Genomic DNA, 19,868 nt, shown 5'->3' with positions numbered 1-19,868 from the left:
TGCGGACGGGCACCAGGCCCGCCCTCCTGCGTTGTATTTCCGAGGCCTTACTTGACCGTCGGCGGCACTTCAAACGTGTGGAAAGGTGCCGGGCTCGGTACCGTCCACTCCAGTCCTTCAGCGCCGTCCCATGGCTTGTCTTCCGCTTTCTTGCCGCCGCGAATCGACGGGATCACGACGAACAGCACGAAGTACACCTGGCTCAGGCCGAACAGCAGCGCGCCGATCGAGGCCACCACGTTGAAGTCGGTGAACTGCGCCGGATAATCGGCGTAACGACGCGGCATGCCAGCCAGCCCAAGGAAGTGCATCGGGAAGAAGGTCACGTTGAACCAGATGATGGAGTTCCAGAAGTGGAACTTGCCACGCCACTCGTTGTACATGAAGCCGGTCCACTTCGGGCTCCAGTAGTAGTAGCCCGCAAACAGGGCGAACAGCGAGCCGGCCACCAGCACATAGTGGAAGTGGGCCACGACGTAGTACGTGTCCTGCATCTGGATGTCGAGCGGCGTCACGGCCAGGATCAGGCCGGTGAAACCGCCGATCGTGAACACGAAGATGAAGCCGATCGCGAACAGCATCGGCGTCTCGAAAGTCATCGAGCCCCTCCACATGGTCGCGATCCAGTTGAATATCTTCACGCCGGTCGGCACTGCGATCAGCATCGTGGCGTACATGAAGAACAACTGGCCCGTCACCGGCATGCCGGTGGCAAACATGTGATGCGCCCAGACGATGAACGACAGGATGGCGATCGACGCGGTTGCATAGACCATCGATGCATAGCCGAACAGTTGCTTGCGTGCGAAAGCGGGGATGATCTGCGAAACGATGCCGAATGCCGGCAGGATCATGATGTACACCTCGGGGTGACCGAAGAACCAGAAAATATGCTGGTACATCACCGGGTCGCCGCCGCCTGCAGCGTTGAAGAACGAGGTGCCGAAATGGCGGTCAGTCAGCGTCATCGTGATCGCGCCAGCCAGGACCGGCATCACGGCGATCAGCAGGTAGGCGGTGATCAGCCAGGTCCAGCAGAACATCGGCATCTTCATCAGTGTCATGCCCGGGGCGCGCATGTTCAGCACGGTGGTGATGATGTTGATGGAGCCCATGATCGACGACGCGCCCATGATGTGCATCGCGAAGATACCCATGTCCATGCCGATGCCCATCTGGGTGCTCAGCGGCGCATACAGCGTCCAGCCGGCAGCGGTGGCGCCGCCAGGGACCAGGAACGAGGTCGCCAGCAGGATCGCGGCCGGCGGCAGCAGCCAGAACGAGAAGTTGTTCATCCGCGCAAACGCCATGTCGGATGCACCGATCTGCAGCGGGATCATCCAGTTTGCGAAGCCGACGAAGGCCGGCATGATGGCGCCGAACACCATGATCAGGCCGTGCATCGTGGTGAGCTGGTTGAAGAACTCGGGCCGGAACAGTTGCAGGCCGGGCTGGAACAGCTCGGCGCGGATTCCCAGCGCCAGCAGGCCGCCGATCATCAACATCGTGAACGAGAACCACAGGTACAGCGTACCGATGTCCTTGTGATTGGTGGCGTAAAGCCAGCGACGCCAGCCGTGGGGGTGGTCGTGCGCGTGGTCGTGAGAATGATCGTGTGCGTGATCAACGACGGTTGTGCTCATCTCGAACTCCTGATTTCAATTACTTGCGCGCAGCCACGACATCGGCCGGTTGAACGATGTTTTCCTGGGCCTTGTTGGACCAGCTATTACGGATGTAGGTCGAAACCGCAGCAATGTCGGTATCGGACAGTACACCCTTCCATGGCGGCATCGCCTTGCGCCCATTCAGGATGACCTCAACCTGCGGCTGCTTCGGACCGACCACGAGTTGCGCGCCGTCCAGAGGCGGGAATGCCGGCGGCACGCCCTTGCCGCTGGCCTGATGGCAGGCCACGCAATTGGCGGCATAGACTTTTTCGCCGCGCTGGGTCAGTTCCGCCACCGTCCAGGTCTTGTTCGGATCGTCGGCGGCAGCGGCCATGGCCTTCTTCTTGCCATCGACCCACTTCTTGTATTCGTCGTCGGACACGACATTCACGACGATAGGCATGAAAGCGTGGTCCTTGCCGCACAATTCAACGCAACTGCCGCGGTACACGCCAATCTTCTCGGCCTTGAACCAGGTGTCGCGCACGAAACCGGGGATCGCATCCTGCTTGACGCCGAACGACGGGATGGCCCACGAGTGGATGACGTCGTTGGCCGTGGTCACGATGCGGATCTTGCGATTGACCGGAACCACCACAGGATTGTCCACCTCGAGCAGGTAGTTGTCGCCCTTGGCCTTGACCGTGTCGACGATCTGTTCACGCGGCGTGGAAAGGTTGGACAGGAAGGCGATGCCTTCGCCCTCGCCCTTCAGGTAGTCGTAGCCCCATTTCCACTGCATGCCAGTGGCCTTGATGGTGATGTCGGCGTTGGACGTGTCCTTCATCGCGACCACGGTCTTGGTCGCCGGCAGCGCCATCAGGATGACGATGATGAAGGGGACGATCGTCCAGGCAATCTCGACCGCAGTGCTTTCATGGAAAGTCGCCGGCTTGTGGCCGAGCGATTTGCGGTGCTTGAAGATGGAGTAGAACATCACGCCAAACACGGCGAGGAAGATCACCATGCAGATGGCGAGCATCAGGTTGTGGAGCTGATAGATCTCCGACGCGATCCGGGTTACCGGTTCGTGGAAATTCAGCTGGCGGACCGCCGGACCTCCCTGGCTGTCGTTCACCGCCCAGGACGGCATGCCTGCGATCAGCAGCGATGCCCCGAGCATCAACGATTGAAGGCGCTTCGCATGTTTCATGTTTTCCTCAAATGCCCTAATTATGAATTCTTGTCATTCTTCGGCTACCGGCCCGACTGCATCAACACCAGGCTCGGCTCGCGTGTGAAATTCCGGCGCTGCATGTCACCGACTGGTCACCCGACTGGCGTGACGTGACTGCGCAATTACGCTTCAACACCCGGTCACGCCTCTGCACGGGACACGCTCCTTGCAGCATGGTTGGCCGCAGGCCATGCCACCCCCACCATTGCGGGAATCAGCCTGGTGATGCGTTGGCCAGCGTCCGGAGCATCATTGCAGTCCGCAACCGACCTGCCAGTTTGCCTGCTATCCCGGGTAAAAAGGACAGCGACGAACATGGATTACCTTGACCTGTATCAAGTAACCCCGGGAGTATAAGGCGGATGCGAAGCCGGAATCAAGGGAAAAGGGCGAAGCGCAACGCTCCGCCACGACTGGAAATCGACTGCTGCGGCTGATAGAGCGCTACTTTCGCGGCGCAAAACGCACGATGGACTCGCCTGCAGACGTCGTGCGCGGAACCGGCCGGAAGGCGTGGCCGTAGATCACTTCGATCGTCAGCGACAACTTGCCCCGGGCGTCGCGCCCCCCTTCCAGCGCACGGTAAAGATGATCCCTGGACGCGCGGCCGGCCAATCCCTGCGCTCGCGTCTGCAGCGGATTCCCGCCGAGTGCGCGCACGTCGGCAAGCATCTTCTCGACCGTGTCGTAAGTCAGGGTCAGTATCTCCATGTCCATGACGGGCGTCGCAAAACCGGCATGGACCAGCATGTCGCCAAGGTCGTGCATGTCGACAAAAGGCAGGACCTGCGGCACGCCATTCCGGTCCTTGCTCACCGCCCGCAACTCCCGGAACGTATCCGGGCCGAAGCAGGAGAACATCAGCAGCCCTTCATCGCGCAGCACGCGGCGCCACTCCGCAATGACTTCATCAGGCCGCGGGTGCCAGTGCAGGGCAAGGTTGGACCAGACCAGGCCGACGGTCGCAGGACCAAAAGGCAATCGCGCAAAATCGCCGCACAATAGTTCCGCCGGCTTCGAGCGCCCGCCTGCCGGACCTTTGGGAAGCAGCCGGGAAAACAGGCGGTTCATTGCAGTAAGCCCGCTGCGCTGGCGTTCGACCGCGCCGCCCAGCATCGCCAGCGAGCCATCGAGTCCGATCAGGCGCGCATCCGGATAACGCTGGCGCAGGACAGCAAGGTCGGCGCCTTCTCCGCAGCCCGCATCGAGCACAGCTTCGGGAGCGACGCGAATCAGGTCCAGCCGTTCGAACATTCGTCCCGCAATCTCGCGGCGCAAGAAATCCGACTCCGCAATCCGTTGCGGACGGCCGAACAAAGCACGGACATTTGCCAGCGAGATGGGGGCGCTGCCACCCTGCGCGGGCGGCGTATTGGATGTTATCAAGGCAGGCGTGGAGCAATGAGATAATTGCCGCCGAGTTTACACGTCCGGAGAATGTCACGCTGCTTGGCCGTCTGATCCCTTCCAGTTGCCCGCTGTGCTGCCAGGATTGCGAGCATGCAATCTGCGACAGTTGCTGGCGCCAGTATTTTGGCGTCGCCTGCAATCGCTGCTCGCAATGCGCGATGCCGCTTGCCGTGCGCGAGGACACGCATTGCGGAGCCTGCATCCAGCAGGCTCCCGCCTTCGATCGCACGCTGGCGGCCGTCGATTACAGCCCGCCGGTCGACCGCCTGGTGCTGGCCTTGAAATATGCAGGAAAGCTCGAACTGGCGCAGCTGTGCCGACAGGCTCTGGCCCCGCTGCTGGAGTCCGAACCGATGCGGCCGGATCTGCTCTGTGCGGTGCCGCTGGGTCCGCAACGCCTGGTGGAACGCGGCTACAACCAGGCGCTCGAGATTGCCCGTCCGCTGGCTCGTGCGCTGGACATTCCGCTGGCTGTCCGGCTGATCGAGCGGGTACGCGAAACGCAGGCACAGGCGCAATTGCCAGCCGTCTTGCGCCAGCAGAACCTGCGCAATGCCTTCGTGTTGATGCCGCGCGCAGCGGCAACAGTCGCGGGTCGTCATGTCGGCGTCGTCGACGACGTCATGACCACCGGCGCAACACTGGAGGAAATTGCCGCGACGCTGAAACGCTTCGGCGCGGCAAGAGTGACGAACATCGTCTTTGCGCGCACTCCGCCGCATTGACCTTCCTGTTTCATTGAATTTATTGCAGGTCGGGGATAGACGTAGGGAGCGTGTGGAGATCTGGGCGGAGGAGCGCAATCACATCGATTGACGATGAGCACCGAAGACCCCAGGATCGGCCCGCGCAGCAGCTCCCCCCAACCTGCCAAGGAGTCAGAATTGTTTCATGTCGTACTGGTGGAGCCGGAAATCCCGCCCAATACCGGCAACGTGATCCGGCTGTGCGCCAACACCGGCGCCTGCCTGCACCTGGTCGAGCCGCTCGGCTTTCCGCTGGACGATGCGCGGATGCGCCGGGCCGGGCTGGATTATCACGAGTATGCCGAGATGAAAGTGCATGCCGACTGGGCCGCATTCCTGGCCGCGCTCAAGCCTGACCCGGCGCGCATGTTTGCCATGACCACCCGCGGATCCAGTCCGTTCGCCGGCGTCGCATTCGAACCCGGCGACGTCTTTGTATTCGGGCCGGAGACCCGCGGCCTGCCGCCGGCGGTGCTCGACAGCTTCCCCGAAAGCCAACGCATCCGCCTGCCCATGCGACCGGGCAACCGCAGCCTGAACCTCTCCAATACCGTTGCGGTCGTCGTGTTCGAGGCTTGGCGCCAGCAAGGCTATGCGGGCGGCGCCTGAACGCTGGCATTGCTTATAATGCGGCTTGCCTTCATGTGCGCCGGCATCCGGCGCATGTCATTCTACAAACGAAAGTTGATCATGACGTTCCGCCTCCTGCCCGCGCTTGCAGCGCTCTTGTTTGCCGCCTCCGCACACAGCCATTCCTTTGACGTCGGCAGCCTGCATATCGATCATCCGTATGCCCGCCCCACTGTGGCGCAACAGCCGTCCGGAGCCGCTTTCCTGTCGATTGAAAATCGCGGGAAGACGGCTGACAAACTGGTGCGCGCCAGCGCCCCGGTAGCGAAGGAGGTACAGATTCATTCCATGAAAATGGAAGGCGATGTGATGCGCATGCGGGAACTTGACGCGCTCGAGGTCAATCCGGCCGCGACCGTCACGCTGCAACCCGGCGGCTACCACATCATGCTGATCGGACTGAAGCAGCCGCTGAAAACAGGTGACAAGTTCCCGCTGATGCTTACGTTCGAGAAAGCGGGGCAGGTCGAAGTGACCGTCGTGGTGGAAGAGCGCAGCAAAGGCGCGCCGGCCCCGGCGATGCAGCACAAGCACTAGCAGTGCCGGGCTGACCAAGGGCGGGCATCAAGCCCGCGCCCTGCATTTCAGCCTTGCGGAGACCGCACCTTCTGCAACAAACGCGTGGTCGACCGGTCGTGCTCGAAATCGATTGCCACCGCGCGCCCCCCGTATGCCTTGACGGCACGCCCTTCGGGAATGGCATCCATGTCGTAATCGCCGCCCTTGGCGTAAATATCCGGACGGCCGAGCAACACGGTTTCCAGCGCAGTATCCTCGGCGAACGGTACCACCAGCGACACCGACTCCAGCGCCGCCAGCACCGCCATCCGGTCCTCGCAAGCGTTGATCGGCCGGTCGTTGCCTTTGCCCAGGCGGCGCACCGACTCGTCGGTATTGACCGCCACCACCAGTGAAGCCCCAAGCGCGCGTGCCTGCGCAAGATAGGTCACGTGACCGCGGTGAAGTATGTCGAACACGCCGTTGGTCAGCACCACCGGTCCCGGGAGGGATGCAATGCGAGCCGCCAGTTCCTCGCGGCCGCAGATTTTTCGTTCGAAATCGGGCATGAAAAAAGCCGCGTCGAGCGCGGCTGCAAGAGTCGGCTAGGCCGGCTGGGCGCTGGCCGCGGCAGTGAGCCGAACGCCCACCTCCTTGCGGTAGCGGTTGAGTTCCTGGACCGTCGCGAATGACTTTTCGAACAGCAAGGACATGTTGTGCAGGATGCGCTCGATGACCTTCTTTTCCCAATCGCCGTCGAACTTGATCTGCTGGTCCAGCCACACCTCCAGCCAGTCCGGATCCGGCAGCCGGCTCTGTACCGTGTCATTCGGGAACAGGGCCTGGTTGACGTGCAGGTTGGTCGGGTGCAGCGGCTTCTCGGTACGGCGGGCGGAGCCCATCAGCACACCGATCTTGGCAAATGCGGCGCGGGCAACATCGCCCGATTCGTTCAGCGCTTTTTTCATGTAGCGCAGATAGGCGCCGCCGTGGCGCGCCTCGTCCTGGCTGATGATCTTGTAAATTTGCTTGATGACCGGCTCCGTATGCCAGTCGGAGGCGCAGCGGTACCAGTGATTGAGGCGGATCTCGCCGCAGAAATGCAGCATCAGGGTTTCCAGCGGTGGCGCCGGATCGAATTCGAACCGGACATTGTCCAGCTCTTCCTCGGTCGGCACCATGTCGGGCCGAAAGCGCCGCAGGTATTCCATCAGCACCAGCGAATGCTTCTGCTCCTCGAAGAACCAGACCGACATGAATGCGCAGAAATCGCTGTCGCCCCGGTTATCACGCAGGAACATTTCGGTGGCCGGCAATGCCGACCACTCGGTAATCGCGTTCATCTTGATCGTACGCGCCTGCTCATCGGTCAGGAGCGAGGCATCGAACTGGTCCCATGGAATGTCCGTTTCCATGTTCCAGCGAACCTGCTCGAGCGATTTGAATAGTTCCGGATACAACATAATGAAGCTCAACCATGAAGATGGGATAACCGCACGATTCTACCAAGAAATCGGGTGTCGAACGGGTAACGAAGGGCTAGCGACCAAAGTGCGGCCTGCCAGCAGACACCGCGGATGCGTTATAAGATCCGCAGCTTGACTCCTGCCACCAGAGTACCAGCCCATGATGAACGCTTTGTTACGCCTCATGCTCGCATCCGCACTCGCCGTGCCGGCCTCCGCCGCACTGGCACAGGCCAACCCGCCGGCGTGCGCCGGACTCTACAACCACCAGTTCAAGCGGCTGCAGGACGACGCGCCCCAGAACCTTTGCCAATACGACGGCAAGGTGGCGCTGGTGGTCAACACAGCCAGCTACTGCGGCTACACCAGCCAGTACGAAGGACTGGAGAAGCTGTACGCAAAGTACCGCGAGCGCGGACTGGTGGTGCTGGGATTTCCTTCCAATGACTTCGAACAGGAGCCGGGCGAGAGCAAGCAGATTGCCGATTTCTGCTTCAACACCTATGGCGTGAAGTTCCCGATGTTCTCCAAGTCACATGTGAAGGGCGATCAGGCAAACCCGCTGTACCAGGCGCTGGCGCGGGACAGCGGCACGGCACCGCGCTGGAATTTCCACAAATACCTGGTGGGCCGTGACGGCAAGCTGGTCGCCAACTACCCGAGCCGCGTGACGCCCGAAGACAAGTCGCTGACCGCCGCAATCGAACGGGCCCTGCAGCAGGCTCCGTCCGGACCGCGCGCCCGGTAAGAGTCAGGCGGCAGGGTGATTCGGCCAGCTCAGTAGGTGCCGGGAACCAGGATGCTTTTGTCCACCTTGCGAATATCGGTATGGCCGCAGAAGGCCATGGTGATATCCAGTTCGTTGCGGATGATTTCCAGCGCGCGGGTCACGCCGGCTTCGCCCATCGCCCCGAGTCCATAGAGAAAGGCGCGGCCGATATAGGTGCCCTTTGCGCCCAGAGCCATCGCCCTGAGCACATCCTGCCCGGAGCGGATGCCGCTGTCGAGGTGAACCTCGATCTGCGAGCCGACCGCCTCCACGATCCGCGGCAGCGCTTCAATCGACGACAAGGCGCCATCGAGCTGGCGTCCGCCGTGGTTCGACACAATCAGCGCATCCGCGCCACTTTTCACTGCCAGCCGCGCGTCTTCCTCGTCGATGATGCCCTTCAGGATCAATTTGCCGCCCCAGCGGTCCTTGATCCACTGCACGTCATCCCAGGAAAGCGCGGGATCGAACTGCTGCGCGGTCCACGATGACAGCGAAGACATGTCGCTGACGCTCTCCGCATGGCCGACGATATTGCCGAAAGTGCGGCGACGGGTGCCGAGCATGCCCAGGCACCACTGCGGCTTGGTCATCATGTTGATGATGTTGGGCAGCGTCAGGCGCGGCGGCGCCGACAGGCCGTTCTTGATGTCCTTGTGACGTTGTCCGAGAACCTGCAGGTCGAGCGTCAGCACCAGCGCGGAACATCTTGCCGCCTTGGCCCGGTCGATCAGGCGGTTGATGAAGGCGCGGTCCTTCATCACGTACAACTGGAACCAGAAAGGTGCGCTGGTGTTGGCTGCGATGTCTTCGATCGAGCAGATGCTCATGGTCGACAGCGTGAAGGGCACGCCGAATTTTTCGGCCGCCTTGGCCGCCAGGATTTCGCCATCGGCATGCTGCATGCCGGTCAGGCCGGTTGGCGCCAGCGCCACCGGCATCGCCGTCGCCTGCCCGGCCATGGTGGTCGCGAGGCTGCGGTTTTCCATGTTCATCGCCACCCGCTGGCGGAACTTGATCCGTCCGAAATCGGCGCTGTTGGCGCGATAGGTCGACTCGGTCCACGACCCGGAATCGGCATAGTCGTAAAACATGCGCGGCACGCGCTTTTGCGCGAGTACGCGCAGGTCTTCGATGTTGGTGATGGCAGCGGGCATGGCAATTCCTTTTTTTGCCCGTCACTTTACCCGAGCGGGCCGCTGCATGGCGGCCAGCAGGCGTGAAATTTCTTCACCCGATCGACCAGGATCCGGTCATCGCTGAAGAATTTCCCGGCTGCGCGAAGACGCGCGCCGGAGAAACTGGACGCCAGCCAGGTGGCGCCCATGAGGGAAAATCAGCCGATTAGTTGCCCGTTCCGGTGCCAGTGCCAGTTCCGGTGCCAGCAGCGGCAGCCGGTGCGCCGGAGTTGATGTTATTTGCCTCGACAAATGCCAGCACTCGTGTGTCCGTCGAATTGGTACTCACCCTGAAACGGACCGCGCTGCTCGCTACGCTGGGCTCGAAAGTAACCGTGCTTCCGTTGATGCTGGTCTCGATTCCGCCCAAGGTGATGGTCACCGCTCCAGTGCCGGCGGCCATGGAGAAATTCGTGCATTCCGGTGTCCTGGTGGGCGCGTCGATTCCCAGTGCAGCCCAATCGTTCGCGGCAACCGGGAATTGGCCTCTTTCCTGCACACTCACGGCAATGGCCGTCTTCAGCGCTGCAAAACAGCTGTGAACCTTGCTGAGTTTGGCGCGTATGGTGTAGTTCTGGTACTGCGGAATGGCGACAGCGGCCAGAATACCGATGATGGCCACGACGATCATCAGTTCGATCAGCGTGAAGCCGCGTTGAATCGATTTGTGTTGCATGGTGTTTCTCCTGGGATTGAAAAATGAAGCGAAGGCTTCTCGTCCTCAGGAGCAAATCAACTGCCAGTCAAAACCAGCCGATGTGCGAACTCTATTTCCTGCTGGCTCGGTCGGCAGCTCCCGGAGGGCTGCCACCCGCCAAGAACGGCAGGCTGATAAACACTGCCACCGTGATGGCAGTACATCCGGCCCTGCCAAGGAATCGCTCGCCTTCATGCAAGAAGTGGGGACGCTCCACAATTGAAGCGCCCGCACAATGCATGCAGCAGCGCATCCGAAATCCTGTGCCCGGCGCACGCCGACCGCGCCAGCCACATCAATCCAAGATTACGATCCTGCGCCAGTCCCGCGCCGTCCAGGTAGCACCGTCCCAGCCAGTGCATGGCGTCGCCGTGGCCGCTGCGTGCCGCCTGCTGCAGCCAGTACGCCGCGCCATCTGCCAGGCCGTGTTCAAGAAAGCACAAGGCGAGGTCGTTTTGCGATTCGGCACTCCCGGAATCGGCGCGGCAAAGCAAGGCCAGCCCTTCGCAATCCAGGCGCAGGCGCGCATGGGCTTCAATACTGCTCCAGGCCACCATTACCCGGCTGCCGCTGGCAACGCTGCCGATACGCGCGATCGATCCGGCAGACAGCCGGCGCCAGGCGGTACGTTCGCTCCAGCCGGTAATACTGACGACAGCGCCAAGCGTGATGGCCGGCCCTGCTTTCGCGACAATGGGGGTAAGCGGCTCTGCAAGAGATTCCATTCGTGATCCTTCCTGTGCATGCACAAGCGCAGCAAGATATGAACGAGGGGAGTAGCCGGACAGCCTTGTTAAGGCGACGCCTGGTCCTGACAGTGCAGAGTGCGCGGACAGCGCACGATGAACCAGCGGATAGACAACCCGAGCCTGTGATAACGTTGGCTTCAACTCAAGCAGCAATGACCAGTCAACAATTAGCGGCCAACAATTAGCGGCCAACAATTAGCGGCCAACAACAAGCAGCCAACAATAACCAGCATCAGCGAGGAGATCATGTTTCGCGCCATCTACCTGACCCGCAGTGAAGACAATCAGACCCACGCCGAAATCAAGGCGCTCGACGACAGCGCCCTGCCAGCCTTCGATGCCGGCGGCGTGACAGTCCAGGTCGACTACTCGACCATCAACTACAAGGACGGCCTGGCGATTACCGGGCGCTCGCCGGTCGTGCGGAAATTTCCCATGGTGCCTGGCATCGATTTTTGCGGAACCGTGACCGCCAGCGAACATGCAGGCTGGAAGGCTGGCGACAAGGTCATCCTCAACGGCTGGGGTGTGGGCGAAGCGTACTGGGGTGGCCTGGCGCAGCAGGCCCGGGTCAATGGCGACTGGCTAGTCCGATTGCCGGACGCTCTGACCGCTTTCGATGCAATGGCGGCGGGAACCGCGGGCTACACCGGAATGCTGTGCGTGATGGCGCTGCAGCGGCAAGGCGTGCAACCGGGGGACGGCGAGATACTGGTCACCGGCGCCACCGGCGGTGTCGGATCTTTCGCCGTTTCACTGTTGTCGGCGCTCGGCTACCGGGTGGTGGCATCGACCGGCAAGCAGGCTGAGGAGGGCTACCTCAAGTCCCTTGGCGCAGCGGAAATAATGGATCGGGCCGGCCTCTCGGCTCCGGGCAAGCCGCTGCAAAAGGAACGCTGGGCCGGTGTGGTCGACACCGTAGGCTCGCACACGCTGGCCAATGCCTGCGCCAGCACCCGTTATGGCGGGGTGGTGACGGCATGCGGACTGGCGCAGGGCATGGATTTTCCGGCCAGCGTTGCGCCCTTCATCCTGCGCGGCGTCAGCCTGATCGGCGTCGACAGCGTGATGGCACCAAGGGCACGTCGCGAAGAAGCATGGGCCCGGCTGGCGCGGGAGATGCCGCGCACAGCCTTGCTGGAAATTGCACAGGAGGTGTCGCTGGAGGAGGCGATCTCGGCCGCGCCGAAGATACTCGCCGGCGCAGTCAAGGGCAGGATCGTGGTTGACGTGAACCGCTAAGCGGATTGGGGCGGGAGCGGACGGCATGACACCGCTACCTGCCGCTTCCTGCCTCAGCCGCGCTTGCGACCGGCAGCCGGGCTGGCGCTGGCACGCGACCCGGCACTTCCGCCTTTTGCTTTTGCCTTTACCGCAGCCGACCTGGCCGGGCGGGCAGCGGCAGTGGTCTTTGCCGACTTTGCACTCTTCGCCGTCTTTGCATTCTTTACAGCCGTTGTGCTCTTTGCAGGCGTTGCAGGCTTGGCACCGCTGGCCGGCTTCTTCGTGGCGCCGGAAGCTTTTGCCGCCGGCCGTTTCCTTGCAGGGCCAGTCGCCGCGTCCGGCTCCATTGCTTTTTCGACCGCCTGCCTGAACTGGTCCTGCAGCAGGCTCCACCATCCGGCCGGATTGACGAATGGCGCCGCGGCGCCGGCCAGCACTGAATCGACACCGCTGCCCTCGCCAGCCGGGTCGGCCTCCTTCGCCACTGGCTCAGGCTCGGGAGCGGGCGGCTTTTCTGCGGTCGGCGGCGTGAAACTGAACGGACTGGCCGGCTGGACGGGCGCTTCTTCGGCAGGCGCCGCTCCGGCAGCAGCTGCCGCCGGCATCGCGCCCATCGGGTTCATTCCCGCCATCGATCCTGCCGCGCTCATTGCCGCGCCCATCGCTTGCTCCATCGAACCCATCGACTGGCCCATGGTCTGCCCCATCGATTGCAATGCAGTCAGCGTGGCGCTCTGCACTTCCAGCGCCTGTATCGTGCCGCGCAACATGTTCATGTTCAGCGCCAGCCAGCTTTCAACCGCCTTCAGGTCGGCGATCTGCTTGTTGATGTCGTCGACCGACAGGCTGGGCATGGTCATGCCCGGCATCTTCACGCCGCCCCACAGATCCTTCATGAAGCCGAGCGGGTCGGGCATCGGGCCCATCCCTGGTATCTCTGTGTTCGATGTCGACATCGCCGTTCTCCCGATCTCCGCTTGCGCCGTTCGCTTGGGCCGTTCGCTTAGCCGTTCACCCGTCCCGCTGTCATCAAGCCCCGTGCTGCGCACGAGGACGGGAACCATGGAGCAGCGTAGCAGATACCAACGCGTCTGGTTCGAATTCGCGCAATGGTCCTAGCGAAGCGCCGGCCGCGTCATCCTGCAACTGGTCGGCAAGGCCGTCTGTTCCTGCTTCAGGAACAAGACGGTCTGGAATCCGAAGCCGCTGCCTTCGTTATCGAAGCGCACCGACGCCTCGCCGGCGCGCCGCATTACCGAGACGTAAAGCGGCTGCAGCAACTGGTGGTCGTCGGCGCGCATTCGTGCCTGGTGGAATGCATTGGCGAATTTCCCGTTTTCGAGCGCGCGCGCAACCGCGGCCGCCTCGGTCGTCCTGGCGGTCTCGATGGCGTTGACCAGCATCTCCAGCATTACATGCATGCGCAAGTGCAGATAGTCCTCGCGCGGATCCGGGTAGCGCTGGCGGAAACTGCGGAAGTAGGCGTCGCTGGCGTCGCCGCCCACGTTCGGATGCCATTCCGCCACGGCCCGCACCTGGCCCACGCCGGCTTCGCCCAGCGCAGCCGGTGCGCCAAGGCTGTTGCCATAGAATGTATAGAATTTGACCCGCAGGCCGCTTTCGCGCGCCGCCTTTACCAGCAGGGTCAGGTCATTGCCCCAATTGCCGGTGATGACGGTGTCTGCCCCGCTGGCGCGAATCTTGGCAACGTAAGGCGCGAAATCCTTGACCTTGCCGATCGGGTGCAATTCGTCGCCGACCACCTGCATGTCCGGCCTCTTCGCCGCGAGTTGCGCACGGGCGGCACGCGCAATCTGCTGTCCGAAGCTGTAATCCTGGCCGATCAGGTAGACGCGGTGCGCCGAGTTGTCCTTGCGTATCACTTCGGTCAGCGCGTGCATGCGCATGTCGGCATGGGCGTCGAAGCGGAAATGCCAGAAACTGCACTTGTCGCCGGTCAGCGACGGATCGACCGCTGCATAGTTCAGGAATAGCACGCGATTATCGGGAACCCGTTCATTGTGCCGATTGACCGCTTCCACCAGCGCCAGCGCGACCGCCGAGCTGTTGCCCTGCAGAAGGAAGGGAATGCGGCGGTCCGTCAGGCGCCGGAATTCGATCAGCGACTCCTCGACCGCCTGCTTGTTGTCGAATGTTTCGAGACTCAGTTTATGCGCGCCATCTGGCAGCCGGACACCGCCCCGCTGGTTGATACGTTCAATGGCGAACCGAAGGTTGCGCACCACTGCATCGCCGGCGTTGGCAAACGGGCCGGAAAGGCCGTCGATCATGCCGATGCGTATCGGCGCCGGCTCCGCAGCTGCGCCTGCTGGCCCGGCTGCAAGGAAGACGCAGGCCAGCGCCAGCAAGCCTGCCCGCACAATACCTGCAACACCTGCAACACCTGAAATTCCGCGTGTGATCATCGTCATGGGTCCGGCTGAAAGGGTCGTATTCTAAGCGACCGGGGCAGCCGGCCCCGTGGCAGGCCGGCGACAACAATTCAAGCGCAGGGCCCGGCATTCGGGGTAGCGGCTAAACTACCGCGCATGTCCGCCTTTCCCCGCGCCCGCCTTCCTGCCAGATTCTCATTCAGTGCGCTGGCAGTACTGGCCCTGTCCATCCTGCTGCATGCCGTGACCCTGCGCACCGTCTCGACGCTGGGCGACGCTGGCAAGGATGGGGAACCGGCGCGCGCTCCGGATACGGTTGTCGTGCAACTGAGTCCGCAGGCCGAGCCAGCCGCCCTGCCTGTGCCGCGCGTGCGTCCCCCGAAAAAGCCAAGGCCCGCCAGGCCGAAACAAGGCCCGGTTGCCACCCCGGTTCCTCAGCCAGAGCTGGCGTCGTCAGCGCCAGTGCCGTCCGGGCCGCAGGATCAGTCCGCCGAAGTTGCGCCGGAAATCGCGCCAGCGCCCGATCTTGCGGAAATGGTCAATGACGGCCTGCCCGCAGACGAGGCGCCGCTGGCGGCCGTGCCCGACCTGGACGCACTGCAGCCGACCTATCTCGCCGATGCCCCGCCGCCGGCCGAGCTGCGCTATGCAGTGAAGGCGATCCGCGAAGGCGAGTCCTACCATGGCCGCGGCAAGATACAGTTCGTGCGGGAGCAGGGCACCTACACCATCATCGGTGAGGCAAAGCTGCTGTTCATCTCCGTCCTCGATTTTCGCAGCAACGGCGTGATCGGCGAGCGGGGGCTGGATCCGGCCATGTACACCGAGAAGCGCTTTCGCCGACCGGCGACCAACACGCATTTCCAGCGCGAGCGCAGCCTGATCAGCTTCTCGGCCTCGACCAAAACCTATCCGCGTCAGGGCGGCGAACAGGACCGCGCAAGCGTGGTCTGGCAACTGGCGGCGATCGGACGTGGCGAGCCATCGCAACTGGCCGCCGGCCAGCAGCTGACCCTGTTCGTCGCTGGCGTGCGGGATGGCGAACCGTGGATCCTGCGCGTGATCGGCGAAGAAGCCCTGGAGGTCGACGGCAAGCCGGTGCAGGCAGTCCATGTGGTGCGCTCGCCGCGTCCGGGGTCGTATGAACAGAAGCTCGATATCTGGCTCGCGCCCACGATGCAGTGGTATCCGGTAAAGTTGCTGTTTACCGAAACCAGCGGAGAGTATCTGGACATGTCCCTGTCCGAGCCACCGCTTGCGCTGCCGCGCCCCTGATCGCCCTCCATGCCACTTTTCCGTCGCGCAATTTTCATGCTGCTGTCACTTCTATTCCTGTCACTGCTCGCTTTCGGCCCGGCCGCAGCGGTGGCGGCCCCCGCCGCGGCCACGGTTAACATGCCGCCGAGCGCCCAGCTCAACTACTCGATCCAGGCCAGGCAAAGCGGCATCACGCTGTCCGGCCGCGCCCGTGTGCTGTGGCAGGTCGACGCCAGGAAATACCTGGCCAGTACCGAGACCAGCGCGATGCTCCTCGGCAAGATACTGGATGAGCGCAGCGAGGGCGCGGTGGATAGCCGCGGGCTGGTTCCCTTTGCGTACACCGAGAAGCGTTTCCGCAAGGAAGCCAGCACCACCAGCTTCGACCGCAATGCGCGCCTGATCCGTTTCGGCGACGCCCAGCATACCCAGGCGCTGCGGGGCGGTGAACAAGATCGGGCGAGTGCGATCTGGCAACTGATTTCGATCGTGCGTGCAGAGCGGAAGGCAATCAAACCCGGCGCCACATGGCGTTTCGTGGTGGCCGGCCAGCGCGATACCGATCCCTGGACCTTCACTGTCCGGGCGAAGCAGCGCATCAGCACAGCGCTGGGCGAACTGGAGACGGTGCACATCGTGCGTGCGCCGCCGGAGGACGCCAAGGAGCGGCGGCTGGACATCTGGCTGGCACCCTCGCTCGAATGGTATCCGGTGCGGCTGCGCTTCGAGGACAGCAACGGCGAATTCATCGAGCAATTCATCGAAGGGATAGAAAAGAAATGAGTACCACGACACCTGCGAGCGCGCCCGGCGGTGCGCTGGTACTTTTCTCCGGCGGCCAGGATTCCGCCACTTGCGCCGCCTGGGCGCTGGAGCGCTACCAGCGGGTCGAGACCATAGGCTTCGACTACGGCCAGCGCCATGCGGTTGAATTGCAGGTGCGCCCGGCGGTGCTGGACGGTTTGCGCGCGCTATCGCCGCTGTGGAACGAGCGCCTCGGCGCAGACCACATGATCGACCTGAAGGTCCTGGGCCAGATATCCGAAACCGCACTGACCAGCGACGCCGAAATCGAGATGCAGGCAAACGGCCTGCCCAACACCTTCGTTCCCGGCCGCAACCTGCTGTTCCTGACTCTGGCTGCCGCGCTTGCCTATCGCCGGGGCCTGGACGTGCTGGTGGGCGGCATGTGCGAAACGGATTATTCCGGCTATCCGGACTGCCGGGATGACACGGTGCGGGCGATGCAGACCGCGCTCAACCTGGGCATGGGAACCTCGCTGTCCATCGAGACGCCGCTGATGTGGCTGGACAAGGCGCAAACCTGGAAGCTGGCCGAAACCCTGGGCGGCCATGCGCTGGTCGAACTGATACGCACCGAAACCCATACCTGCTACCTGGGCGAGCGCGGGGCGCTGCATGACTGGGGCCATGGCTGCGGCCGCTGCCCGGCGTGCGTCTTACGGGCCCGCGGTTACGAGGCTTATGCGCGAGGCCAGTCCATGGCGGTGTAGCACACTCTGCAAGTACTCACTCTCGGCGAATACATTGCCAGACAAATGTTTATCAGTGAGCATCCCTTTTTCGGACAAGGTTGGGCTCAGACCACGCTACATAGCTAACCGCTATTGAATTTAAATAATCAATCAATTTCACATCAATGATGAGAATCATTATCATTTGATCGTTGAAAGGAGATTGAGATGGCAATAGCAGCAAAGTCGGTCAGTCAGGTCGTGGTCCACATGGCGATTTCGTTCACCCTGGCGTTTCTGCTCACGGGATCGGTGGCCTTCGGCGGGCTGGTGGCCGTGATCGAACCGGTCGTCAACGTCCTGCTCCTTCCGCTGCACGAGGCCGCCTGGCGTCGCATGCTGGCCAGCTGCCAGCCCGGCGGCCGGCTGGCGACGGCGTCAAAAAAAGCATCCCAGGCGGCGCTTCACTTCGTGGTCGCGGTGACGGTTCTCTATTGCGCAAGCGGCTCGTTGGCGCTTGGCGGCATGCTTGCCTTGATCGAACCGATCGCCAATGTGATCCTCCTCCCGCATCACGACCGGCTGTGGGATCGGTTGCTGGCTCGCCTCGGGACTACCACAACCGTCCGCGCCGGCAATGCAGGCCCGGCCCTGTCCTGATGCCGGACCGGCCATTTTGATGGCATCATGTTGCGCTCACCGCAACAGCTTGTGCCTGCATCCCGCAGGCGGGAACGGGCGGTGAAGCTGCCGCCTGCGCCCCTGAAGTGGAAGAACAAAACGCCCTGCCATTCCTTCGCGAGACACTGGTCTTCCTTGCCCTCGCCGGCATCCTGATTCCGCTGTTGCAGCGCTTGCGCATCAACCAGGTGCTCGGCTTCCTCGCCGTCGGCGCGCTGCTGGGGCCGGCCGGCCTTGGCCTCTGGAGCGATCGCTTTCCGTGGCTATCGCAATTGACCTTCACCGACCTGGAAGGGGTGAAGGTCCTGGGCGAGCTGGGCGTGCTGTTCCTGATGTTCATGATCGGCCTGGAACTGTCCGCCGCCCGCTTGTGGTCGCTGCGCGGCTGGGTATTCGGGGCCGGCACGGCGCAGGTCACGCTGTGCGGCCTGGCAATCGGCTTCATCGCCTGGCTGTTCGGAAATTCGCCGGGCACCTCGCTGCTGCTGGGACTGGCACTGTCGCTGTCGTCGACGGCAGTGGTGATGCAATTGCTGACCAATAGCCGTTCGCTGGCGCAGCCGCTGGGACAGGCCGGTTTCTCCATCCTGATGCTGCAGGACCTGGCCGTGGTGCCGCTGTTCCTGTTGATTGCTGTGCTGTCCGACACTGGCAACACGTCGGTCACTTCGATGGTTCTCGGCGCGATGACCAAGTCGGTACTTGCGATCACCCTGATCTACCTGCTCGGCCGGCGCGTGATCCGGCCGCTGTTTCGTTCGCTGGTCGGGCAGCATCAGCCAGAGGTTTTCATGGCACTCACCCTGCTGTGCACGCTGGGTATTGCGGGCCTGACTGCGATGGCCGGCCTGTCGCTGGCGCTGGGCGCCCTGCTGGCCGGACTGCTGCTGGCGGAGACCGAGTTCCGCCATGAGGTGGAAGTCACGATAGAACCGTTCAAGGGCTTGCTGATGGGCCTGTTCTTCATGTGGGTAGGGATGCAGACCGACATCCGGGAAATCATGAAGGCGCCAGTGCTGTTGCCGCTGTCGGTGCTCGGACTGTTCGCCATCAAGTCAACGCTGACCAGCCTGATACTGCGCGCGGGTGGCTTCAGCTGGGGCCGTGCGTTCGAGGGCGGCCTGTTGCTGGGGCAGGGCGGCGAATTCGCTTTCATCGTGGTCGGCGCGGCAATGACCGCAACGATCATGGACCGACCGACTGGCCAGTTCGTGATGCTGGTGGTTGCCCTGTCGATGTTCGCCACGCCGCTGCTGGCCCGGCTTGGCACGGCGCTGCGCAAACGCCTGGAACACCGGGAGCGGCAAAGCAGTGGCGGCGGCTTTGCCATCGAAGGGCTGGCGCCGCTGTCGGAACACGTGATCATCGTCGGATACGGCCGGGTCGGGCAGTTGCTGAGCCAGGTACTGGAGAGCCAGGGCGTGCCCTTCGTCGCGATCGAGAACGATGCCGATGTCGTCGCCCGCCTGCATCCGGCCGGGGTACCGATCTATTTCGGCAACGCCGGACGCACCGAACTGCTGGACCGGGTGCATGCGGCCCATGCGGCGGCGATTGTCCTGACCATGGACGATCCGGATTCGGCGTTGCGAGCGGTAGAGGCGATCCGGCGCAGCTATCCGGAGCTGCCACTATTTGCCCGCGCGCGCGACGAAGGCCATGCGTTCCTGCTGCTCAAGGCCGGTGCTTCGCAGGTGATTCCCGAGACGCTGGAGACCGGACTTCAACTGGCAGTCTTCGCACTGCAGTCGCTGGGCATTGCCGAAAGCGAAGCAGCGCACCTGACGCAACTGGAACGCGAACGACGGATTGCGTGCATTGACAGCGCAAGCTGATCGCAGCGCCGCC

The 19,868-nt window shown here is 62.8% G+C and carries 20 protein-coding genes; 10 read left to right on the top strand and 10 right to left on the bottom strand.

Annotation, left to right across the window (positions count from 1 at the left end; genetic code table 11):
- Positions 1 to 47: 47 nt before the first annotated feature.
- The 3 genes from ctaD to FVE66_RS13760 all read right to left on the bottom strand — a co-directional run bounded on the left by ctaD (position 48) and on the right by FVE66_RS13760 (position 4,233).
- Complete coding sequence (gene ctaD / locus FVE66_RS13770) at positions 48 to 1,643, bottom strand: cytochrome c oxidase subunit I (protein ID WP_151448021.1); 1,596 nt, start codon at positions 1,641 to 1,643, stop codon at positions 48 to 50.
- Between the two features lie 19 nt (positions 1,644 to 1,662).
- Positions 1,663 to 2,823, bottom strand: a complete 1,161-nt coding sequence (coxB, locus tag FVE66_RS13765) for a cytochrome c oxidase subunit II (protein WP_151448020.1) — start codon at positions 2,821 to 2,823, stop codon at positions 1,663 to 1,665.
- A 468-nt stretch (positions 2,824 to 3,291) separates the two neighbouring features.
- On the bottom strand, positions 3,292 to 4,233 hold the full coding sequence (locus FVE66_RS13760) for a methyltransferase domain-containing protein (protein WP_151448019.1): 942 nt from the start codon (positions 4,231 to 4,233) through the stop codon (positions 3,292 to 3,294).
- On the opposite strand from FVE66_RS13760, the gene FVE66_RS13755 reads away from it, so the two are divergent.
- The 3 genes from FVE66_RS13755 to FVE66_RS13745 all read left to right on the top strand — a co-directional run bounded on the left by FVE66_RS13755 (position 4,224) and on the right by FVE66_RS13745 (position 6,170).
- Entirely contained in the window at positions 4,224 to 4,982 is a 759-nt protein-coding gene (locus FVE66_RS13755; RefSeq protein WP_151448018.1) for a ComF family protein, read from the top strand. The genes FVE66_RS13760 and FVE66_RS13755 overlap by 10 nt on opposite strands.
- Positions 4,983 to 5,141: 159 nt before the next feature.
- Positions 5,142 to 5,612, top strand: a complete 471-nt coding sequence (gene trmL, locus FVE66_RS13750; RefSeq protein WP_151448017.1) for a tRNA (uridine(34)/cytosine(34)/5-carboxymethylaminomethyluridine(34)-2'-O)-methyltransferase TrmL — start codon at positions 5,142 to 5,144, stop codon at positions 5,610 to 5,612.
- A gap of 81 nt (positions 5,613 to 5,693) precedes the next feature.
- On the top strand, positions 5,694 to 6,170 hold the full coding sequence (locus FVE66_RS13745) for a copper chaperone PCu(A)C (protein ID WP_151448016.1): 477 nt from the start codon (positions 5,694 to 5,696) through the stop codon (positions 6,168 to 6,170).
- Between the two features lie 47 nt (positions 6,171 to 6,217).
- Here the strand turns inward: FVE66_RS13745 and FVE66_RS13740 are convergent, their stop codons facing one another.
- The gene (locus FVE66_RS13740; protein WP_151448015.1) at positions 6,218 to 6,700 is read right to left on the bottom strand and encodes an adenylyltransferase/cytidyltransferase family protein; all 483 of its coding nucleotides are present in this window, start codon (positions 6,698 to 6,700) and stop codon (positions 6,218 to 6,220) included.
- Between the two features lie 36 nt (positions 6,701 to 6,736).
- Positions 6,737 to 7,594: a ferritin family protein gene (locus FVE66_RS13735; RefSeq protein WP_151448014.1), complete on the bottom strand. Its 858-nt coding sequence runs from the start codon at positions 7,592 to 7,594 to the stop codon at positions 6,737 to 6,739.
- A 163-nt stretch (positions 7,595 to 7,757) separates the two neighbouring features.
- Here FVE66_RS13735 and FVE66_RS13730 point away from each other — a divergent pair, with 163 nt between their 5' ends.
- Complete coding sequence (locus tag FVE66_RS13730) at positions 7,758 to 8,345, top strand: glutathione peroxidase (protein WP_241673215.1); 588 nt, start codon at positions 7,758 to 7,760, stop codon at positions 8,343 to 8,345.
- 29 nt (positions 8,346 to 8,374) lie between these two features.
- Here FVE66_RS13730 and FVE66_RS13725 read toward each other — a convergent pair whose 3' ends face one another.
- The 3 genes from FVE66_RS13725 to FVE66_RS13715 all read right to left on the bottom strand — a co-directional run bounded on the left by FVE66_RS13725 (position 8,375) and on the right by FVE66_RS13715 (position 10,966).
- A complete protein-coding gene (locus tag FVE66_RS13725) occupies positions 8,375 to 9,523 on the bottom strand; it encodes an alpha-hydroxy acid oxidase (RefSeq protein WP_151448013.1) in 1,149 nt (382 codons plus the stop codon).
- A 187-nt stretch (positions 9,524 to 9,710) separates the two neighbouring features.
- The gene (locus FVE66_RS13720; protein WP_151448012.1) at positions 9,711 to 10,220 is read right to left on the bottom strand and encodes a pilin; all 510 of its coding nucleotides are present in this window, start codon (positions 10,218 to 10,220) and stop codon (positions 9,711 to 9,713) included.
- A 212-nt stretch (positions 10,221 to 10,432) separates the two neighbouring features.
- Positions 10,433 to 10,966: an SEL1-like repeat protein gene (locus FVE66_RS13715; RefSeq protein ID WP_151448011.1), complete on the bottom strand. Its 534-nt coding sequence runs from the start codon at positions 10,964 to 10,966 to the stop codon at positions 10,433 to 10,435.
- 270 nt (positions 10,967 to 11,236) lie between these two features.
- On the opposite strand from FVE66_RS13715, the gene acuI reads away from it, so the two are divergent.
- Positions 11,237 to 12,232 (top strand): acrylyl-CoA reductase (NADPH), encoded by a 996-nt coding sequence (gene acuI / locus FVE66_RS13710; protein WP_151448010.1) that lies wholly within the window; start codon positions 11,237 to 11,239, stop codon positions 12,230 to 12,232.
- Positions 12,233 to 12,285: 53 nt separating this feature from the next.
- Here the strand turns inward: acuI and FVE66_RS13705 are convergent, their stop codons facing one another.
- Complete coding sequence (locus tag FVE66_RS13705; RefSeq protein WP_194164392.1) at positions 12,286 to 13,170, bottom strand: PhaM family polyhydroxyalkanoate granule multifunctional regulatory protein; 885 nt, start codon at positions 13,168 to 13,170, stop codon at positions 12,286 to 12,288.
- A 159-nt stretch (positions 13,171 to 13,329) separates the two neighbouring features.
- Positions 13,330 to 14,640, bottom strand: a complete 1,311-nt coding sequence (locus FVE66_RS13700) for a branched-chain amino acid ABC transporter substrate-binding protein (RefSeq protein ID WP_421829880.1) — start codon at positions 14,638 to 14,640, stop codon at positions 13,330 to 13,332.
- Between the two features lie 123 nt (positions 14,641 to 14,763).
- Between FVE66_RS13700 and FVE66_RS13695 the strand changes: the two genes are divergently transcribed.
- From FVE66_RS13695 to FVE66_RS13675, 5 genes are all read left to right on the top strand, one after another.
- The gene (locus tag FVE66_RS13695) at positions 14,764 to 15,882 is read left to right on the top strand and encodes a DUF3108 domain-containing protein (RefSeq protein WP_151448008.1); all 1,119 of its coding nucleotides are present in this window, start codon (positions 14,764 to 14,766) and stop codon (positions 15,880 to 15,882) included.
- A gap of 36 nt (positions 15,883 to 15,918) precedes the next feature.
- Positions 15,919 to 16,647 carry a DUF3108 domain-containing protein gene (locus tag FVE66_RS13690; RefSeq protein ID WP_151448007.1) on the top strand — a complete coding sequence of 243 codons (729 nt, stop codon included), beginning with the start codon at positions 15,919 to 15,921 and terminating at the stop codon, positions 16,645 to 16,647.
- A complete protein-coding gene (gene queC / locus FVE66_RS13685; RefSeq protein WP_151448006.1) occupies positions 16,644 to 17,378 on the top strand; it encodes a 7-cyano-7-deazaguanine synthase QueC in 735 nt (244 codons plus the stop codon). The genes FVE66_RS13690 and queC overlap by 4 nt, the downstream gene beginning before the upstream one ends.
- Before the next feature lie 189 nt (positions 17,379 to 17,567).
- The gene (locus FVE66_RS13680) at positions 17,568 to 17,999 is read left to right on the top strand and encodes a DUF2061 domain-containing protein (protein WP_151448005.1); all 432 of its coding nucleotides are present in this window, start codon (positions 17,568 to 17,570) and stop codon (positions 17,997 to 17,999) included.
- A 107-nt stretch (positions 18,000 to 18,106) separates the two neighbouring features.
- The gene (locus FVE66_RS13675; RefSeq protein ID WP_151448004.1) at positions 18,107 to 19,855 is read left to right on the top strand and encodes a cation:proton antiporter domain-containing protein; all 1,749 of its coding nucleotides are present in this window, start codon (positions 18,107 to 18,109) and stop codon (positions 19,853 to 19,855) included.
- The last annotated feature ends 13 nt before the right edge of the window (positions 19,856 to 19,868 follow it).

Source organism: Lacisediminimonas profundi, assembly GCF_008831265.1.
Classification (GTDB): domain Bacteria; phylum Pseudomonadota; class Gammaproteobacteria; order Burkholderiales; family Burkholderiaceae_D; genus Lacisediminimonas; species Lacisediminimonas profundi.
Note: the sequence above shows the minus strand (reverse complement) of the source record. Positions and strands in the feature narration are given on the sequence as shown.